Consider the following 18,269-nt stretch of genomic DNA (forward strand, 5'->3'; position numbering starts at 1 on the left):
TTTACTCTGTAAACAGCAACTGATCTATTGCTCTATATGTTCTCTTATAAACCCACAGATATCCTCTGCCGCTGCCTTATTCATATTTTTCCGCTGATTTTCCCGCATCTGACCTGCTGCCTTCTGATCATAGAGAAGCCGGATTCCAGCCTGTACCTGCCTCTTCACCGTTCTGGCAGAAGTGCTCATGCCAAGTCTTCCGAAAAACTTGCGGTTGGCCGTCTCGCATCCTGGAATGGGATCTGTATGGACCATGGGAATTTCAGCCACAGCCCCTTCCGTAGAGGTCAATCCTCCAGGTTTTGTAAAAAGCACATCACAGGCTTTCATATAAAGATTCATCTGATTGGTAAAGCCCAGGATTCTCATCCTTGTCTCTGCCCAAAAGGCTTTTTTCAGCCGATTCTCCATCTTCGTATTGCTTCCGCACACGATCACCAGTTCTTCCTCTTTGGTTGCTTTTAACAGAGCGTCCACCATTTTTTTTATGTCTCCGGCGCCCATGCTGCCGCCAGCTACCAGAATATATTTCTTCTCAGCTGCAAGGCCCAGTTTTTCTCTTGCTTCCTTCTGGGAAATCTCACGCCTGCAGATCCTGGACACCGGGATTCCAAGAGGAACCAGCCTTTCCCTGGGGAGACCTCTTTTTACACAAGGCTTTATCAGACTTTCATGAGGGGCGATATAATAGTCCACATCCGTCTCCTCCCAGAAGGGAATACAGGTATAGTCCGTCATCACCGCCACTGTAAGAGGCAGCTTCATTCCTTTTCTCTTCATATATGTGATAGTCTCCGCAGGATAAAGATGTGGCATGACCAGCACATCCACAGGATTCTCTGTAAGATACCGGTTCAGATATTTGGCCATGCGGCCATTCACATAATACACCGGAGACTTTCTTGCCAGCCGGCTTACCAGCATTCCCAGCTTGTATACCAGCCCGAAAAGCTTCGGCGTCTTTTTGACAATCTGTACATACCCGTCGCCCACCAGCCTGGATACGCCTTCTCCAGCCAGTGTCAGGTAATCCATCACATAAGCCTCATCTCCCTGCCAGGTCATGGCTTCTGCAATGGCTCGCCCTGCGGAATTATGTCCGCCGCCGGTATTGCAGGACAAAATCAATGCCTTCATTGAGTTCTCCATTTCTTTCCATCTGTGTTCTCTGCAGCCAGTGCAGATTCCACATGCTTATACACAACGACCAGGGAAATGATCAAAATCCCCAGCCTTACAGCCCCTTCCCAGCCTGTAAAAAAGGAGGTCATACAGAAGCACCCGAAAGTAACCACGCTTCTTTTCAAGTGGGATTTTACCGGAACCACAAGGGAAAAGAAAATATAAAATCCAGCCAGCACAAGAGCTGGCATCCACCATGGAAAAAGTCCAAGAAGCACGCCGAAGCTTACGGCAATTCCTTTCCCGCCTTTTCCCCTATGAAAAATGGAAAAGGCATGTCCCAGTACCGGCGCTGCCAGCACTCCTGAAAAAAGCAGGGAATCCCTGCCTGCCCGCATAGAGCAATAATACACTGGCAGAAATCCCTTCAAAAGCTCCAGAAGAAGGACCAGGACTCCACATCCCACTCCCCCAAACAGGAAGGCATTGAAGGTTCCTGGATTTCCATCCTCAGACACTTCCCTGATATCAATATGCTTCCAGATTCTTGGAACTTCGTAGGCAAACAGAATGCTGCCAAGAAGAAATCCGCTTATCATATAAAACAAATATATTTTTTCCACTCTCATTTATGACCGCCGCTTTTTTCCTCTTCCTTAATCTCCCAGTGAAGCAGGAAGGTAAGTGCCGCACGAAGGGCTATGATCCCTGCTACAATTCCGATTTCTTTCCATTCCCGCACCACTACCGTACGAAGGATCTCACTTCCCATTTTAAATTCCAGACCCATGGCAAGTCCTCTTGCCAGGTAAACACCAGTATCGCCGGCGTGCTTCAGCCATTTGATAAATCCGGTAATACCACTCCAGATAATAATAGCAACTCCGATAAACTCGAAGATCACAATTGCAAATCCGGCAATATTTTCCAAAACCCACTCCATGGTCCCGGTTATGGTATTCATCATAAGCCACCTCTTTCCAGCCAGGTCACAACCTCTGTGTGGTCTGTAAAGCAGAACATTTCCACAGGCTGAATCTCTTTTACTTTATACTTCTTCGTCAGGTAAAGAAGATCTCTCGCCAGGGTTTCCGGATTGCAGGAAATATACACAATTTTCTTCGGAGCCAGCCGGATTACGGAGTTTAAAAATTTCTCGCTGCTGCCTGAACGGGGAGGATCCATAAATACCACATCAGCATTCTCTCCGGCTGTTGCCATAGCCTCCATAAATTCTCCGGCATCTCCCTGACGGAACGAAATATTGACGACCTTATTCTCCCTGGCATTAATCCTCGCATCGCGGACTGCATCTTTATTCAGTTCCACTCCAATCACTTCTTTTGCTTTGCCAGCAGCCACAAGGCCGATGGTTCCGATTCCGCAATATGCGTCAATCGCCTTCTCTTTCCCTGTAAGTCCGGCAAATTCCACTGCTTTTCTGTAAAGGATCTCTGTCTGTACCGGGTTTACCTGATAAAAGGATTTGGGTGAAATGCGGAAGGACTTTCCACAAAGGTTATCACGGATAAAGCCCTTTCCATAAAGTACGATTTCCCGCTCTCCAAGAACCATACTGGTATTTTTGTCGTTAATGTTCAATACTACCGTACTGATCTCTGGATGAGCCTTGCGCAGTGCCTTCACAAAGTTATTCTTTGATGGAAAAATAGGGGAAGCCACTACAAGGACCACCATCGCTTCACCGGATGTAAAGCCCCGGCGTACCAGCACATGACGGAGAAGCCCGTAGCCGGTATCTTCATCATAGGTCTTGATCTTGAAGGATTTCAGCATTCCCCGAATCGTCCGGATGATCTCCTGGCTTTTCTCATCCTCGATCAGGCACTGGTCAATGGGCACCACTCTGTGGGAACCAGCCTCATAAATTCCTGAGATGATATTGCCTTTTTTGTCTCTGTCAAATACAGCATGAACCTTATTCCGGTAAAAATAAGGATCCTTCATACCAATAACTGGTTTCACATTTCCAAATTTTTTCAAAAGCCCCTGCACCTGATTGTGTTTCTTCTTAAGCTGCGCAGGATAGGGCACTCCCTGATACTGGCATCCCCCGCATTTCTTCGCATATGGACAGGCCTTCTGTATATTTCTTTTCTCCTCCATAAATTCTCCCTCAAACTTCCTCTATTTATCTTCTGATAAGAAAATTATCCCCGAAACAAATGGGAATGTCAATCTTATACTGCATTTTTTCTTTTTTCCCAATAGAATACCAGTTTCATGGCACAAAGGGCACTTAACCAGCCCACCAGGGCGCCTGCCAGAACATCTGTTGGATAATGGACCCCCACATAAAGCCTTGACAACGCGATCAGCACAGCAAGAATAATAGCTGCTGTTCCTGGCCTTCCCGGATACATTTTATCATATACCACCGCACAGGAAAAGGAAGCACAGGTATGGCCGGAAGGGAAGGAATAGTCTTTTAGCTTAGCTACAAGGGGAACCAGACCTTCTACTGCATCATAAGGGCGGATCCTTGCAGCAGCGGTTTTCAGAAACAAGTTGGTCACGATAGCCCCAACCGCCAGGGCCAGTGCAGCGGTAAAGCCTGCTTTTCGTGTTTTCTTTGGGAATAGCAGCACGATGGCAAGCACGATCCAGAACCAGCCTCCATCACCCAGAAAGGTAACCCCCTTCCAGAACCAGTTAAACATATCATTTCTTAAATACTGCTGGATAAAAAGCAGTATCTGTGCATCCATATTGTGGATCCATTCCAGAATTCCCATTTCTTTTCCTCACTTTCTATTTCATAATAAGAACAAGTCTTAAAAGCCGCGACGTCTCATAACGAGACACAACACGTTCTGCGAGCTTTACTCGTTAGCACAGCAGCCGCCAATTTCTCGTGCAAGAACAGACTTTGCCCCACCTGCCCACGTAAATAACATAACAGGCGGTTCGTATGATTCGAACCGCCTGGATTTATTCTTTATTCACCTGCATGATACAGGATCTGCTGAAGATATTCACGATTTTGTTCCAGATTCGGAACCAGAACCTGCATGCCATCAATGGTCTGAGGCGTATAGCTTCCATCCTCAGGGATACGGTAAGACTGGATCTCGTCCGTTCCGATACTCATTACATCCATAGCATATCCAGTCATATCCCACAGGGAAAGATCGGTAGTCACCAGTGGAAGCACATCCTTGATCAATCCGCCAATCTCCAGAACATTTAAGTCCTTTATCTTGGCAAAAGCAGCTTTCAGCACGTCCTGCTGCCGCTCTGTCCTACGGTAGTCAGAATTGCCAATGGAGCGGTTGCGGGCATGGATCAGCGCCTGCTCGCCATCCAGATGGTTCACACCTTCCTGAAGGTCCCAGTCTGTACGAAGAGGTTGTGGATAAAGAACGCTCTGGTCTCTTCCACATATGTAATCCGCTTCTGCCTGGGTAAGTTCCAGGTCAATTCCTCCAACCTTATCCACCAGAACCTTAAAAACTTCGAAGTCCACTTCTACATTGCCATCTATCTGAACTCCAAAATTCTCTTCCAGAGTCTCATCCAGAAGCTCCATTCCACCATATGCATAAGCTGCATTAATACGGGTACTGGAATATCCTGGAATAGCAACGTAAAGATCTCTCATAAAAGAAGTCAGGCTGATAGTTCCCTGATCTTTATCCAAAGTAGCAAGAATCATGGAGTCTGAACGCTGACGTGTCTGATCGCCCTGCTTATCCTGTCCAATAAGCAGAATACTTTTTATATTGCTGGTATCAACTGTAGCATCGTTTTCCTGGGCCTTCACTGTATATACAGCCGAAGCTGTGACTGCCGGGCTCTCCAGTAATAATACTGCACCAAGACAGATAAGGCCTTTTTTCAAAATAGAGGATCTCATCTTTTCACTCCTGTAAGTACGGTGGTCATATAATATGTCTTCGGGTTATGCTTCTTAGCCGATTATTTTACTACAATTGTAAGGACTGCACCATTGGAGGCATTTCCATTGGAATCCACAACATAGTAGGTCAGCTCATAGGTACCTGGTGTATTCACATCCACATTGCCAGTGATCTGAATCTTGCGGTAAAGCTCATTAGACGCATCTTTATCATCCTGGATATCTTTTACATAGCTCAGTCTGTCAATCTGGGTTCCCTTTGTGATCTCAACATAGTAAGTTGTGAGATAGAAACGGGGATCCTGGGGATTCAGCCTGTCAATCTTTGCCTCTTCCCTTTCCTGAGCCTCCTCTTCTTCGGTCAGCTCTGTATCTTCTTCGGAATCCTCTTCTAAAACCTTATCAGAACTATCCTGTAAATCTTCGCTGTCCTCAGAATCACTATTGGTTTTAGCGGAACTGCTCTTATTATCAGATGCTTCATCACCGAAAATTACACTTCCAGGCAAAACTTCATCTGATGTCATATGATATGTCACCTTTGTTACATTATTGCTTTTGTCCTTTGCAACATAGACAACCGTTACCTCATCGCCTTTTTCATTTGGATATACGTTTTCGACTGTCAGACTGTCAGAAACATCTCCGTCCTTTTCATCAACAGCCTTTACACCTTCCAGAAGGTCTTCAGTGGTCATATCCGTTGCATAACTGTCTTTTTTGCTGTCAGCAATGGTGATCTCAGGTCCCTTGCGGTCCTGGCCCACATACAGCCATCCAAGAATGGCTGTCGCTCCGATTGCCACTGCCGCCATTAAAACAACTAACCATTTACGCATCTCTCATGCTCCTTATACTCGTTTTTATCAGCGACGTTTTCTTGCTTTCTGTTTCTTGGATCTGGACTCTTTCTCAGAATATGGAATACTTCCCAGAACAGACAGTCCAAGGTAGCGCTCTACATCCTCTTCCACTTTAATGGTATCATTTGTCAGATAAATAATGATCACAACAGCCATCGCAATGATCACGCCCAGAAGTCCGCCGATCACGCCATTCTTTCCGAGGCTTGGGCTTGCCTTCTCACTTGGAATATTGGCACTGTCTACTACATTGACAGCCTCAATATCCATTACAGACTGGATATGCTCTGCTGCCATATCGCGGATTGCATTTGCCATTTCGCTTGCTGTATAAGGATCCTCATCAGATACAATGATTGTCACAATACGGCTGTCTGTAGAAGTCTCTACAGTCAGCTTGCTAAGCAGCTGCTGATAGCTGATATCAAGGTTCAGCTGGGCAATTACCCCTTCCAGAACCGTACGGCTTTTAATAAGCTCTGCGTAATCTTTGGTCAGCTGTGTACTGGTCTGCATATCTGCACTGGTCAGCGTACTGCTGTCCTGTTTATTCAGTACCATGATCTTCGTGGTAGATTCATACTGTGGAGTGATAAAAAGCATTGTTCCAATAATGGAGATCACCCCCAGAATAATACCAGAAAGAATAATGATTCCCAGTCTGCTAAGAATCAGGTGAAAGATCTCACCCAGATCGATTTCAATTTCATCGTTGTTTGTAACCTGATTTTCCATTCTTCTTCTCCGTTACCCTGTAATTTTCGTTGTTCCCTTTTTAAAATCTTTCGTTATGGATAATGCATTCCGGATTACTGATAAAAATCATATCCGCATAATCTGTTCCCATCATTTTTTCAATTTTGTCGTAACATTTGCCAATATGTGGGGTACGCTTCGCCATATCATGACCATCTGAGCCCACAAAATCCAGCATTTCTTCTTTAATTACTTTCTTGCAGAAACGCTTGATCATAAAGCCGTCCCCGCCAATGATGCTGTCTGCATTCATCTGGATGTATGCTCCCATATCCCGGAGTTCATCAATAAAATCCAATCCGCCCTTCACAACAGAACGATAACGCTCCACATGAGCAATAATTGGATAATATCCTCTGCGGATCAGCGCCTGTACCCGTTCTCTGATATAAGACTTCTCATCTGTGGTACGAAATTCAACCAGCACATAACGGGATCCTGCCATGGTAAGCCGTTCGCCCTTTTTCAGGCAATCTGTCATGTCCATACTGGAATGAAGCTCACACCCAAGATACATCCGGATTCCCTCATCCCCAATTTCTGCCGCTGCTTTTCTTAAACGCAGAAACTGCTTTTTTACCACTTCAAGAGATGGTTCAAACATATCATACCGAAAATGGGGAGTTGCAATAATGTTACGGACACCGTCTTCATATTCCTTCTGAAGCATCCGAACAGAAAGTTTCAAATTCTTGGCTCCATCGTCCACTTCCGGAATAATATGGCAGTGAATATCATAAATACCTTTCATTCGCTTCGCCTATTCTATTCCCGTATCTTATGGCTTCATACCTGCAAAACTGGATCAATATTTACCGTATTCTCCATATTTGCCGTATTTTCCATATTTGCCATACTTACCATATTTGCCATATTTGCCATATTCCTTGGTATCTACTTTATTCAAAATAGCGCCAATGATCGGACAGTTTGTCTTCTCAAGCTGAGCTTTGACCTCCTGTACGAAATGATAACTGATGCTTCCAGACTCGATGACGATCACAGTTCCATCGCAGGAATCTGCCACTACAGCACAGTCGATTACACGGCCAAGAGGCGGAGTATCAATGATAATATAATCATAGACATCTCTCACAAGACGAATCATGTCCTTAAAGAGACGGCTTCCTAAAAGCTCTGCCGGGTTTGGCGGAACAACACCTGAGAAAATAATATGAAACTTCGGAAGATTTGTTGCACAAATAACATCTGAAAGCTTCGCCTGTTTGGAAAGATAATGGGTAAGCCCCTTTACCTCTTCCTCAACCTGTACTCTACCCATAAGTACAGATTTACGAAGATCTGCGTCAATTAAAAGTACGGATTTACCGCTCTCTGCAAGGGAAGCTGCAAGATGGAAGGTTACATTACTCTTTCCCTCATTGGGTGTACAACTTGTAAATGCGATTACCTTTTTGTCAGCTCCGCAAAACTGAATGTTGGTACGAAGTGCCTTATAGGCCTCGTCCATGGAGGAATCAGCTTTCCAATCGCTAATTTTTACTTTTACCATAATTTGTTTTCACCTTATCTATTTGTTATCCTGTAATGTATGCCGGTATTCTTTTGTTCTGTTCACTCTGTGAAACCAGACAATTTCCGAACATTTTAGCGGATACTCTCTTTTTGGACAGTATCCGCCTAATTATTATACACTACACTACAGCTGTTGACTAGTGTATTTTAACACTTATTCTATACAAATTTTCACAAAAGTTTCGCGGTTTTTACAACTTATTGCTTACTCGCCCTGGTTTTCCTCCTGAATATCCATATTTTCTTCCTGCAGATTCTCTACCTCTTCAGAAGACCGGCCTTCCTCAAGCAGATAAACTTCGGTCTCATACACGCCCTTTTCTTCAGCCTCTGCGTGACTTCCTACATAAATATCAATGCGGTTATTTTTGATGGCACCACCGCAATCCTCTGCAATATATACCTGGCCATCAATCACAACCTTAGAGCCGTAAGGAATCACGGTAGGATCTACCGCAATGGTCCTGTTGGTAACGGCTGTAGAACCTGTAGAAGTCACACCATTCGCCCAGGGACCGCAGCAGATGCTGCATGGGCAGTAATGGGTGATCCGAAATGTTCCAAGAGGGTGCAGGGAGCTGTCAGCAGATGCCATAACTACATCCCCCACAAGAATCCCCTGATCACCGCCAGTCTGTGTAACCCCATCTACTGCATCTGCAAAAATTCCGGTTCCGCTGCTCTTATGTATAACACCTGCCTCTACCGCTCCGTCAGAAGCACTCTCTTCTTCATATCCTTTCAGGATGGAATTGGGAACATAGCCGGTCTGTTCTTTTCCATTCCCATCTTCAAATACAATCCTGCTCCAGGCATCCGAAATGGTTCCAGTACGGTTGACCTCATCTTCTGCCAGCACTTCCCCGATCACATTTCCCTCTTTTCGTCCAGGATAGTCCAGTACATCTGTATCTTCTGCAATGATAACCGTATCCTGAACTGCGGTTACTTCGGATTCCTCTATCTGTGTTGCCTCTGTAACCGCTTCAAAAGTGGTCTCCTCGCCCCATGCCGAAGCAGGCATTAATGTGGACGCGCACAAAGCCAGAATCAATATCTTTTTCTTCATGAATCTATATCTCCTAACTTGTTTATTCTCTTTTTGTCTTTTCCCTACTCTTTGTTATCATAGCACAGCACTTCCTGTATTTCAAACCCTGTCCGTCTTTTTCTTATTTTTTCACATTTCCTTTCTTTTTTGAAAAAAGCATTTGACAAAAAGAAGTTTATACTGTAAAATAGCTATTGTTGTCGAGGTAACTAATCGACTTACAGTGAAGATGCGATAGTGGCGTAGTTGGTAACGCGCGACCTTGCCAAGGTCGAGACCGCGGGTTCGAGCCCCGTCTATCGCTCTGAAGCTCCGAAGTAATCGGAGCTTTTTTTGTGTCTGAAAGCTTTTAAAAATCTTCTTATTTTTTATATTTCTTCCTATAATTAATAGAATAAGAAAAGCCCTGCACAGATAGCCTGGAAACCAAACGCTTCTGCCGGTGATTCTGTAAAATACGTTTTTCGTTTCTGCTTCTGTACGGGCTTTTCTTTATATTTCTTTCAAGTACTTCTTATTCTGACTCTTAATGATGGAACAGTCTGATTCCGGTAAATGCCATCGCCATATTGTATTTGTTGCAGGTATCGATCACATCTGCATCTCTTACGGAACCGCCTGGCTGTGCAATGTATTTTACACCGCTCTTATGTGCTCTCTCAATGTTGTCACTAAATGGGAAGAAGGCATCAGAGCCTAAGGTCACCTCTGACATCTGATCCAGCCATGCGCGCTTTTCCTCCTTTGTAAACACCTCTGGCTTCTTAGTGAAGGTTTTCTCCCAGTTTCCATCTGCCAGAACATCCATGTACTCCTCACCGATATAAACATCAATGGCGTTGTCACGCTCTGCTCTGGAAATGGTATCTTTAAATGGAAGGCTCAGTACCTTCGGGCTCTGGCGGAGAAACCAGTTATCAGCCTTCTGACCTGCAAGCCGGGTGCAGTGAACCCTGGACTGCTGACCTGCGCCCACGCCGATAGCCTGTCCGTCTTTTACGTAGCATACGGAATTGGACTGGGTGTATTTCAGAATGATCAAGGAAACTTTCATATCCCTTTTCGCTTCTTCTGATAATTCCTTATTCTCAGTTACAATGTTGGAGATCAGCTCATCGTCAATGGCAAGCTCTTGTCTTCCCTGCTCAAAAGTAACACCAAATACCTGCTTATGCTCCAGTGGAGCTGGTACATATTCCGGATCGATCTGGATCACATTGTAGTTGCCTTTTTTCTTCTGTTTCAGAATTTCAAGAGCCTCTTCTGTGTATCCTGGAGCAATCACACCATCGGAAACCTCTCTCTTAATGAGAAGTGCAGTGTCCTTATCGCATACATCCGAAAGAGAAATAAAATCGCCGAAGGAAGACATACGGTCCGCGCCTCTTGCACGTGCATAAGCGCAGGCAAGCGGGGAAAAGTTCTGCCAGTCCATATCCTCTACCCAATAGATTTTTGCAAGTGTCTCTGTAAGCGGAAGTCCGATGGAAGCACCTGCCGGTGAAACGTGCTTGAAAGAAGTAGCTGCCGGAAGTCCGGTTGCCTTTTTCAGATCACGGACCAGCTGCCAGCCATTAAACGCATCCAGAAAATTGATATAGCCAGGTCTTCCGGAAAGTACTTTAATCGGCAGTTCACTTCCATCCGCCATGTAGATCTTAGATGGTTTCTGATTTGGGTTGCAGCCATATTTTAATTCTAATTCTTTCATGATGATTTCCTCCATTTTTATCCGAAACGAATTGTCTTAAGTATCTGATACCGTTTAAAAAGGCTCTCTGCAATTTTTTCCACATGCAGCAGAATGCTTAGTGATTTTTATTAAGGATCCTGGATTCATATTTACCAGTCTCAATGTCGATATATCTCACAAAAAGGGAAACCTTGTTGTCTTCATTCAGGCTCCCCCACAGCATGTTTGCAAATGCATCCATGTCATCCGGGATCTGAACCAGCTTTGGCTCGCCTTCAAAGCTCGGCAGCGGGTTTCCATCACATTTGTAGGTGTGGATAAAATGTCCCTCACCGGCCTTTGCATTCTGATATGCGAAGGTGTAACGGTTACAGGAGGATGGATCTCCATTGTTGCTCTTTAAAATAGACATTGCATAGCTGTAAGAGCCGTTCTCCACATGCAGAATTCCGGAAATACGTGGTGTGTAGTTTGGTCCGTCCGGCTCAAATTCTCTGGAACGTAAAGACTGCTCAAAAGTAAGCTGCTGATCCATACCTTCGTAAATGGTGTCTGTCTGGTCGCCGTTTGTCACGATGGTTTTATTTCCAAGAACACGGACAGGTGCATAAATGATCAGACTTGGATCTACCAGCTTGGAAGGGTCAAATGCCTGTGTTCGGATTCCCTCTCCGTCCTCCACAAATACACGGTTGCGGCTGTTCTCGCTTCTTCCCATAATAAAATAGGCTGCAACTGCCTTGGTTCCATCGGCGCTGCGGCCAATGATGATTCCTCTTCCCGGATAAGAATTTCCTTTCAGTTCTTTGTCCAATGCTATCATTTCCATGCAGATGTTCTCCTTTCGAAATCACATATAGATAATAGATATAAAAAACGCCTGGGAAGCCCTTCATCCAGGCTGCCCAGGCGGTCGGCACAAAAATAACTACTGCACTCCCTGTGGGTATCCCCACGATCCGCCAGTCATGCAGTTCTTTTTTATACTACAATATTTTTTTCTCTATTTCAAGATGGGAAATCTTTTTCTTTTATATACAATTTTTTTGGTGTTAAGGTTCACACCCTTCACGGCAGCACTCTGCATGCCTCACTTTGCGGTATATTTTGCAGAAAGCCTTTTTCGGACACGCTCTAGGAAATTCCCATCAATCCCTGATCTACTGTGATCTGTGCGCTGATATCCGCTTTCATCTGCTCCCACGCATCCGGGTGGTCCACATAATACTTGGGGCAATCCTTGCCTGTCACATCATAGTGCCTGATCACCTGCTCCGAGGTCAGCCCGAAGCGGGCACAAAGCCAGGCCGCAAGCCTTACCACAGAATCATAGGTTGCCTGCCCAAACGCTCCGGTATCATCCATATGACAGCACTCAATAGAGATACTGTCCATATTCCGGGAATTGGTGGCATAGGACATCTCCGAAGTAGGAATACACTGGATCACATCCCCCTCCAGCCCCACAACAAAATGGCTGCTCACTTTAGCCTCATGGGAGATTGCCAGATTTTCAAAATAATCCCGGTTATTCTGGGCTGTCGCCCCTGGATTGGCCGTATAGTGAATGGCTATGTAATCAACCTGGTTTAAAGGCAGCTGTGGTCTGGAATATTCATTGGGCGTCAGCAGCTGCACATCTATGTAGGGCGCACCCTCTGCCATCCATTCTTCTGGTCCATAGTGCTCGCCTTCATCTGCCTCCTGTGAGGTCTCTGTATTTTCCTGCTGCTTCTGTCCATGTCTGACCACCAAAATAATGATTCCGGTCAGGAACAGAAGCAGCAGGAACACCAAAAATGCCACTCTTTGGTTTCTCTGACGGATTCTGCCTGCCTTATCCAATTTTTCTCTTTTGTGAAAAGAAGGCCGCCTTGAAAAAGACGGCCTTGCTGATTTTCTTTTCATTATTTATCATCCACACTGTAGTTCGGTGCTTCTTTTGTAATGTGAATGTCATGTGGGTGAGACTCTTTCAGGGAAGCAGCGGAAATCTTTACGAATTTACCGTTCTGCTTCAGAGCTTCAATGTTCTCTGCTCCACAGTAACCCATACCGGAACGAAGTCCTCCAATCAGCTGGAATACGGTATCCTCAAGGTGTCCCTTGTATGCAACACGTCCTTCCACGCCTTCTGGAACAAGCTTCTTGGCATTCTCCTGGAAGTAGCGGTCCTTGCTTCCATTCTCCATGGCGGCAATAGATCCCATTCCACGGTATACTTTATATTTTCTTCCCTGGTATAACTCGAAGGTTCCCGGACTCTCATCGCATCCGGCGAACATACTTCCCATCATACAAACATTTGCACCAGCTGCAATTGCCTTGGTAACATCACCAGAATACTTGATACCGCCGTCTGCAATGATCGGAATGCCATATCTCTTGGCAACCTCATAGCAATCCATAACGGCTGTGATCTGCGGTACACCAATACCAGCAACCACACGGGTAGTACAGATAGAACCAGGTCCGATACCAACCTTAACTGCATCTACACCAGCGTCGATCAGGGCCTTGGTAGCAGCTCCTGTAGCAACGTTTCCTGCGATAACCTGCAGCTCCGGATATGCGGCCTTGATTTCTCTTACTGCACGAAGGATATTCTCTGAATGACCATGGGCGGAATCCACAACGATCACGTCAACATTCGCCTTCACAAGTGCGTCTACACGGGCAAGCACGTTGGCAGTAATACCAACAGCGGCACCACAGAGAAGACGTCCCTGCTCGTCCTTAGCAGCCAAAGGATATTTGATCTGTTTCTCAATATCCTTGATGGTGATAAGTCCTTTTAAATTGAAATCATCATCTACAATGGGTAATTTCTCTTTACGGGATTTCGCAAGGATTGCTTTCGCCTCATCTAAGGTAATGCCTTCCTTTGCTGTGATAAGACCTTCAGATGTCATGGACTCTTTAATCTTCTTGCTGAAATCTGTCTCAAATTTCAGATCACGGTTAGTAATGATACCTACTAACTTCTTACCTTCTGTGATCGGGACACCGGAAATACGGTATTTTGCCATTAAGTCATTGGCATCCTTTAAGGTATGCTCCGGAGATAAGAAAAATGGATCTGTGATAACACCATTCTCAGAACGTTTAACCTTGTCTACCTCGTCTGCCTGAGCTTCAATAGACATGTTCTTATGAATGATACCGATACCGCCCTGGCGTGCCATGGCAATTGCCATATTGTACTCCGTAACGGTATCCATTCCTGCACTCATCATAGGAATGTTCAGTTTAATCTTCTTTGTAAGGTAAGTTGAAACGTCGACCTGATTCGGGATTACTTTAGAGTACGCCGGAACTAAAAGGACGTCATCGAAAGTAATGCCTTCACCAATGATAATACCCATTGCTTTTCCTCCCTTGTCTTATTGTGTCTTTGGTTTGTAGATTAGTGTAGCAAAAAACTAAAAATGTGTCAATCTAGTAAATTAGTCTAAAAATACTTTGCTTGGAGCAGTATTTCTCATGGTTTTTGCTAGTATTTCATCTGGTTCAATGATCACCTTACAGGTATCTGCACCATCACGGCAAATGATTGCAAAGCGCCTATGTTCCGGATTACCGGAGGAAAAATCCTGTACCTTCAGCTTCTGGTTGCTGTTGTAATAGTCCATTCTGTGGGAGTTAAGCGGTGCCATAATGTCACATTCTGTGATGTTCAGGCTTTTTACCCTTTTTCTTTTGGATTTTGCCATGATCTTGTCAATGTCAAGCTCTCCGTTTACAAACAGGTACTCAAATTCCAGGTCCGTCCCCGGAAAAATGAAGAGATAGGCACAGACGCCAAGTACAATGGCCACGATTAGAAGCAACGGCATGATAAAAAGGCCAGCCAGTACAAAAAGCACGATCAATGCAATGATGCCACCTTTTACCAGCCTGTCTTTTGCGGTCCGCTCTTTTTTCACAAGCAGCTCTGAATACAAATCGCTCATATTACTATTCTCCTTTGTTTTATTGCTGTCTCTTACAGCGAATTTAATTTAAGTATAGCACATAAAAGGTTTCCTGTGAACTATGTTCACAGGAAAACGCTTCGCGATGCACAGAAATCATGCTTTCGCATGATTTCGCGCCAAGGTTCTCGGGTTTTTTGTGAGCTTTGCTCACACCAAACACCTCGCGGAATATTAGCTTTTCGTATACACAAAAGGGCCAGCGTCTATGACACCGACCCTTATGAATTCTAAATTTTTCGTAAAGAAGCGTTCGCTATAGTAACACTTTTCACTCTGTTTTACTATTGCTGGAAATTACATCATTCCCATGCCCTGGCCGCCTGCTGGCATTGCCGGAGCGTCTTCTTTGATGCTTGCAACAACAGACTCAGTTGTAAGCAAAGTAGAAGCAACGCTTGTTGCGTTCTGAAGGGCACTTCTTGTAACCTTTGCAGGATCAAGGATTCCCTCGTCTACCATGTTTACATATTTCTCGTTCAGAGCATCGAATCCAACACCTGGCTCAGACTCTCTTACTTTGTTGATGATAACTGCGCCTTCCAGACCAGCGTTTGCTGCGATGCGGAACAGCGGAGCTTCCAGTGCTTTCAGGATGATATTTGCACCAGTCTTCTCATCTCCCTCAAGAGCAGCTGCAAGTTTTGCAACCTCTTTGGAAGCGTGGATGTATGCGGAACCGCCGCCTGCAATGATTCCTTCTTCAACTGCTGCTCTGGTAGCTGCAAGAGCATCTTCCATACGGAGTTTTGCTTCTTTCATCTCTGTCTCAGTAGCTGCACCAACACGAACGACAGCTACGCCGCCTGCAAGTTTTGCAAGTCTTTCCTGAAGTTTTTCTCTATCGAAATCAGATTTTGTCTCCTCGATCTGGGCACGGATCTGGGCAACACGGTTAGCGATTGCCTCTTTATCTCCCATACCATCAACGATAACAGTTGTCTCTTTTGCAACTTTAACGGATTTTGCACGTCCTAACTGAGCCATTGTAGCGTCCTTCAGTTCCAGACCTACTTCGTCAGAAATTACAGTACCGCCTGTGAGGATTGCAATATCCTGAAGCATTTCTTTTCTTCTGTCACCATAGCCGGGAGCTTTGACTGCTACTACCTGGAAGGTTCCTCTTAATTTGTTTACGATCAGAGTGGTAAGAGCCTCACCCTCAACATCCTCAGCGATGATCAGAAGTTTTGCACCAGCCTGTACGATCTGCTCCAGTAACGGAAGAACCTCCTGGATATTGGAGATCTTCTTGTCTGTGATCAGAATGTATGGATCCTCAAGGTTTGCTTCCATCTTCTCCATATCAGTGGACATGTACGCAGAAATATATCCACGGTCGAACTGCATACCTTCTACAAGATCAAGCTCTGTGTGCATGGTCTTGGACTCTTCTACTGTGATAACACCGTCGTTGGAAACCTTCTCCATTGCGTTTGCAACAAGCTCTCCAACTTCTTTATCGCCAGCGGAAATAGATGCAACGTTTGCGATCTGTTTCTTTCCGCTTACTTTCTGGCTCATGTTCTTGATTGCTTCTACAGCAGCGTCTGTAGCTTTTTTCATACCGCGTCTCATAACGATCGGATTTGCACCTGCTGCTAAGTTCTTCATTCCTTCATGTACCATCGCCTGGGCAAGTACAGTAGCTGTTGTAGTACCATCACCAGCTACATCGTTTGTCTTGGATGCAACTTCTTTAATCAGCTGGGCACCCATGTTCTCAAAAGCGTCCTCAAGCTCGATCTCTTTTGCAATTGTAACACCGTCGTTTGTAATAAGCGGAGCACCGAACTGTTTGTCAAGTACTACGTTTCTTCCTTTCGGTCCAAGTGTTACTCTGACAGTATCAGCAAGTTTATTTACACCAGCCTCTAATGCGGTTCTGGCTTCTGCACCATATTTAATCTCTTTTGCCATGATTGATCATCCTCCTGATTTCAAGTTATTTACTATGATATTCAATTATTTCACAATTGCAAGAATGTCGCTCTGTTTTACAACGATATACTCTTCACCGTCAAGCTTAACCTCTGTTCCTGAATATTTGGAATAGATAACCTTGTCGCCGGCTGCAACTTCCATCTTAACTTCTTTGCCATCTACTACTCCGCCAGGTCCTACAGCGATTACTTCTGCCTGCTGCGGTTTCTCCTGTGCCTGTCCTGGAAGAACGATACCGGATTTTGTTGTCTCTTCTGCTTCTAACTGTTTTAATACAACTCTGTCACCTAATGGAACTAATTTCATGATCTATGTCCTCCTTTAGAATTGTTTCTCTTTTCTTTACTAGCACTCATTATTGCTGAGTGCTAATCACTGTCCATTATATTATTTAATTCTGTGATTTTGTGCAACTCTTTTCATTGTGGTGTATTTAAGTATATTCTTTTCTATACTCTTTTATTCTCTCTTTTTCTCTCATTTTCTCACTTTGATAATTTTCTGAAATTTTTTGCCTGGTCTGTGATACTGAGATCAACATACTCTGGGAGTTTGGCCAGTTGCCCGCGAAAAAAGAACTGCTTCCCCTCTTTTCTTGTGGAAAGCAGTTCTTCTGTGTACAATTTATCCAATTTCATTTTTGAGATCTATCAGGACTTTTTATTTCTCTGTGCCTTGATTTCTTCCAGTTCATCAAAGATCACTTCATTGAGGACTTTGATATAGGTTCCTTTCATACCGGAGGATCTTGACTCAATCACACCTGCACTTTCAAATTTACGGAGTGCATTTACGATCACAGATCTGGTAATGCCTACTCTGTCCGCGATCTTACTTGCAACAAGGATTCCCTCATCCCCGTCAAGCTCATCGAAGATATGGATGATTGCTTCCAGTTCAGAGAAAGAAAGAGTATTAAAGGCAGATTTCACAACCTGTTTCTTCCGGTCTTCCTCCGCATTCTCCTCATGTACAGCACGCATCATCTCAAGTCCCACTACTGTGGTGCCATATTCACTGACAATAATATCCTCAATGTCATACGGACGGTCCTTGCGGTACATAAATACTGTTCCAAGGCGCTCTCCTGCAATATCGATAGGATTGATGATTCCCTGATAGCTGCTGGAAACATGCTCAAAACCAAGTGTCTGGAGATTCACATTCTCCTTGGTGGATAAAACACCTAAAAATCTCTCATTCAGCAGAGGATCAACATGACCGCCCACCTCATCAGCTATCAGTTCCCGGATTTCCTCAACACCGGGGCAGAAACTAACGCCGAGTACCTTCCCCTTCTTACTGAGAACCAGGATATTGGAACTTAAGGTATCCATCAGAACCTGGCAGATATCATTAAAAACCACCTTACTGGAACTGCTGTTATGCAGAAGCTTATTGATTTTTCTTGTTTTATCAAGTAACTGAACGCTCATTTTGTCCTCCCTTC

Annotated in this window: 19 protein-coding genes, 1 tRNA gene and 1 riboswitch; of the genes, 1 reads left to right on the forward strand and 19 read right to left on the reverse strand. The window is 44.7% G+C overall.

The features are described from left to right. Positions 1 to 24: 24 nt before the first annotated feature. The 11 genes from LIQ05_RS10215 to LIQ05_RS10265 all read right to left on the reverse strand — a co-directional run bounded on the left by LIQ05_RS10215 (position 25) and on the right by LIQ05_RS10265 (position 9,226). Positions 25 to 1,137, reverse strand: coding sequence for an MGDG synthase family glycosyltransferase (locus LIQ05_RS10215; RefSeq protein WP_226820435.1), 1,113 nt, complete (start codon positions 1,135 to 1,137; stop codon positions 25 to 27). After that, positions 1,134 to 1,751, reverse strand: a complete 618-nt coding sequence (locus LIQ05_RS10220) for a glycerol-3-phosphate acyltransferase (protein ID WP_226820436.1) — start codon at positions 1,749 to 1,751, stop codon at positions 1,134 to 1,136. Before LIQ05_RS10220 ends, LIQ05_RS10215 begins: the two co-directional genes overlap by 4 nt. Then, the gene (locus tag LIQ05_RS10225; RefSeq protein ID WP_226820437.1) at positions 1,748 to 2,089 is read right to left on the reverse strand and encodes a DUF1622 domain-containing protein; all 342 of its coding nucleotides are present in this window, start codon (positions 2,087 to 2,089) and stop codon (positions 1,748 to 1,750) included. The genes LIQ05_RS10220 and LIQ05_RS10225 overlap by 4 nt, the downstream gene beginning before the upstream one ends. After that, positions 2,086 to 3,249, reverse strand: a complete 1,164-nt coding sequence (gene rlmD, locus LIQ05_RS10230; protein WP_226820438.1) for a 23S rRNA (uracil(1939)-C(5))-methyltransferase RlmD — start codon at positions 3,247 to 3,249, stop codon at positions 2,086 to 2,088. Before rlmD ends, LIQ05_RS10225 begins: the two co-directional genes overlap by 4 nt. Positions 3,250 to 3,323: 74 nt before the next feature. Then, the gene (locus tag LIQ05_RS10235; protein WP_226820439.1) at positions 3,324 to 3,878 is read right to left on the reverse strand and encodes a phosphatase PAP2 family protein; all 555 of its coding nucleotides are present in this window, start codon (positions 3,876 to 3,878) and stop codon (positions 3,324 to 3,326) included. Positions 3,879 to 4,081: 203 nt separating this feature from the next. After that, positions 4,082 to 4,999 (reverse strand): LCP family protein, encoded by a 918-nt coding sequence (locus LIQ05_RS10240; protein ID WP_226820440.1) that lies wholly within the window; start codon positions 4,997 to 4,999, stop codon positions 4,082 to 4,084. Positions 5,000 to 5,061: 62 nt separating this feature from the next. Further along, entirely contained in the window at positions 5,062 to 5,841 is a 780-nt protein-coding gene (locus LIQ05_RS10245; protein WP_226820441.1) for an immunoglobulin-like domain-containing protein, read from the reverse strand. Between the two features lie 27 nt (positions 5,842 to 5,868). Next, positions 5,869 to 6,600: a YveK family protein gene (locus tag LIQ05_RS10250; RefSeq protein ID WP_226820442.1), complete on the reverse strand. Its 732-nt coding sequence runs from the start codon at positions 6,598 to 6,600 to the stop codon at positions 5,869 to 5,871. Between the two features lie 40 nt (positions 6,601 to 6,640). Beyond that, the gene (locus LIQ05_RS10255; RefSeq protein WP_226820443.1) at positions 6,641 to 7,372 is read right to left on the reverse strand and encodes a CpsB/CapC family capsule biosynthesis tyrosine phosphatase; all 732 of its coding nucleotides are present in this window, start codon (positions 7,370 to 7,372) and stop codon (positions 6,641 to 6,643) included. 54 nt (positions 7,373 to 7,426) lie between these two features. Beyond that, positions 7,427 to 8,134, reverse strand: a complete 708-nt coding sequence (locus tag LIQ05_RS10260) for a polysaccharide biosynthesis tyrosine autokinase (RefSeq protein ID WP_226820444.1) — start codon at positions 8,132 to 8,134, stop codon at positions 7,427 to 7,429. Between the two features lie 228 nt (positions 8,135 to 8,362). Further along, positions 8,363 to 9,226 (reverse strand): 3D domain-containing protein, encoded by an 864-nt coding sequence (locus LIQ05_RS10265; protein WP_226820445.1) that lies wholly within the window; start codon positions 9,224 to 9,226, stop codon positions 8,363 to 8,365. Positions 9,227 to 9,439: 213 nt separating this feature from the next. On the opposite strand from LIQ05_RS10265, the gene LIQ05_RS10270 reads away from it, so the two are divergent. Continuing rightward, positions 9,440 to 9,512 (forward strand) — tRNA-Gly (locus LIQ05_RS10270). 222 nt (positions 9,513 to 9,734) lie between these two features. Here LIQ05_RS10270 and LIQ05_RS10275 read toward each other — a convergent pair. From LIQ05_RS10275 to codY, 8 genes are all read right to left on the reverse strand, one after another. Then, the gene (locus LIQ05_RS10275) at positions 9,735 to 10,919 is read right to left on the reverse strand and encodes a phosphoribosylaminoimidazolecarboxamide formyltransferase (protein ID WP_226820446.1); all 1,185 of its coding nucleotides are present in this window, start codon (positions 10,917 to 10,919) and stop codon (positions 9,735 to 9,737) included. 97 nt (positions 10,920 to 11,016) lie between these two features. Further along, entirely contained in the window at positions 11,017 to 11,730 is a 714-nt protein-coding gene (locus LIQ05_RS10280) for an IMP cyclohydrolase (protein WP_226820447.1), read from the reverse strand. A gap of 67 nt (positions 11,731 to 11,797) precedes the next feature. Beyond that, a riboswitch (ZMP/ZTP riboswitch) is annotated at positions 11,798 to 11,881 on the reverse strand. A gap of 154 nt (positions 11,882 to 12,035) precedes the next feature. Further along, positions 12,036 to 12,809 (reverse strand): N-acetylmuramoyl-L-alanine amidase family protein, encoded by a 774-nt coding sequence (locus LIQ05_RS10285; RefSeq protein ID WP_226820448.1) that lies wholly within the window; start codon positions 12,807 to 12,809, stop codon positions 12,036 to 12,038. Next, entirely contained in the window at positions 12,809 to 14,266 is a 1,458-nt protein-coding gene (guaB, locus tag LIQ05_RS10290) for an IMP dehydrogenase (protein WP_226820449.1), read from the reverse strand. Before guaB ends, LIQ05_RS10285 begins: the two co-directional genes overlap by 1 nt. Before the next feature lie 81 nt (positions 14,267 to 14,347). Then, complete coding sequence (locus LIQ05_RS10295; RefSeq protein WP_226820450.1) at positions 14,348 to 14,854, reverse strand: DUF6106 family protein; 507 nt, start codon at positions 14,852 to 14,854, stop codon at positions 14,348 to 14,350. Between the two features lie 318 nt (positions 14,855 to 15,172). Further along, the gene (groL, locus tag LIQ05_RS10300) at positions 15,173 to 16,795 is read right to left on the reverse strand and encodes a chaperonin GroEL (protein WP_226820451.1); all 1,623 of its coding nucleotides are present in this window, start codon (positions 16,793 to 16,795) and stop codon (positions 15,173 to 15,175) included. Positions 16,796 to 16,840: 45 nt separating this feature from the next. Then, positions 16,841 to 17,125: a co-chaperone GroES gene (gene groES, locus LIQ05_RS10305; protein ID WP_226820452.1), complete on the reverse strand. Its 285-nt coding sequence runs from the start codon at positions 17,123 to 17,125 to the stop codon at positions 16,841 to 16,843. 344 nt (positions 17,126 to 17,469) lie between these two features. Further along, positions 17,470 to 18,255 carry a GTP-sensing pleiotropic transcriptional regulator CodY gene (gene codY / locus LIQ05_RS10310; RefSeq protein WP_226820453.1) on the reverse strand — a complete coding sequence of 262 codons (786 nt, stop codon included), beginning with the start codon at positions 18,253 to 18,255 and terminating at the stop codon, positions 17,470 to 17,472. Positions 18,256 to 18,269 lie beyond the last annotated feature (14 nt).

It is taken from the genome of Blautia glucerasea (genome assembly GCF_020537505.1).
Classification (GTDB): domain Bacteria; phylum Bacillota; class Clostridia; order Lachnospirales; family Lachnospiraceae; genus Blautia_A.

Coding starts and splice junctions, on each gene's coding strand:
- LIQ05_RS10255 (WP_226820443.1), bottom strand. CDS start 7,372: ATGAAAGGTATTTATGATATTCACTGCCATATTATTCCGGAAGTGGAC.
- LIQ05_RS10215 (WP_226820435.1), bottom strand. CDS start 1,137: ATGAAGGCATTGATTTTGTCCTGCAATACCGGCGGCGGACATAATTCC.
- LIQ05_RS10235 (WP_226820439.1), bottom strand. CDS start 3,878: ATGGGAATTCTGGAATGGATCCACAATATGGATGCACAGATACTGCTT.
- guaB (WP_226820449.1), bottom strand. CDS start 14,266: ATGGGTATTATCATTGGTGAAGGCATTACTTTCGATGACGTCCTTTTA.
- LIQ05_RS10260 (WP_226820444.1), bottom strand. CDS start 8,134: ATGGTAAAAGTAAAAATTAGCGATTGGAAAGCTGATTCCTCCATGGAC.
- rlmD (WP_226820438.1), bottom strand. CDS start 3,249: ATGGAGGAGAAAAGAAATATACAGAAGGCCTGTCCATATGCGAAGAAA.
- groL (WP_226820451.1), bottom strand. CDS start 16,795: ATGGCAAAAGAGATTAAATATGGTGCAGAAGCCAGAACCGCATTAGAG.
- LIQ05_RS10240 (WP_226820440.1), bottom strand. CDS start 4,999: ATGAGATCCTCTATTTTGAAAAAAGGCCTTATCTGTCTTGGTGCAGTA.
- LIQ05_RS10220 (WP_226820436.1), bottom strand. CDS start 1,751: ATGAGAGTGGAAAAAATATATTTGTTTTATATGATAAGCGGATTTCTT.
- LIQ05_RS10245 (WP_226820441.1), bottom strand. CDS start 5,841: ATGCGTAAATGGTTAGTTGTTTTAATGGCGGCAGTGGCAATCGGAGCG.
- LIQ05_RS10280 (WP_226820447.1), bottom strand. CDS start 11,730: ATGGAAATGATAGCATTGGACAAAGAACTGAAAGGAAATTCTTATCCG.
- LIQ05_RS10265 (WP_226820445.1), bottom strand. CDS start 9,226: ATGAAGAAAAAGATATTGATTCTGGCTTTGTGCGCGTCCACATTAATG.
- LIQ05_RS10275 (WP_226820446.1), bottom strand. CDS start 10,919: ATGAAAGAATTAGAATTAAAATATGGCTGCAACCCAAATCAGAAACCA.
- LIQ05_RS10295 (WP_226820450.1), bottom strand. CDS start 14,854: ATGAGCGATTTGTATTCAGAGCTGCTTGTGAAAAAAGAGCGGACCGCA.
- LIQ05_RS10285 (WP_226820448.1), bottom strand. CDS start 12,809: ATGAAAAGAAAATCAGCAAGGCCGTCTTTTTCAAGGCGGCCTTCTTTT.
- LIQ05_RS10225 (WP_226820437.1), bottom strand. CDS start 2,089: ATGATGAATACCATAACCGGGACCATGGAGTGGGTTTTGGAAAATATT.
- groES (WP_226820452.1), bottom strand. CDS start 17,125: ATGAAATTAGTTCCATTAGGTGACAGAGTTGTATTAAAACAGTTAGAA.
- codY (WP_226820453.1), bottom strand. CDS start 18,255: ATGAGCGTTCAGTTACTTGATAAAACAAGAAAAATCAATAAGCTTCTG.
- LIQ05_RS10250 (WP_226820442.1), bottom strand. CDS start 6,600: ATGGAAAATCAGGTTACAAACAACGATGAAATTGAAATCGATCTGGGT.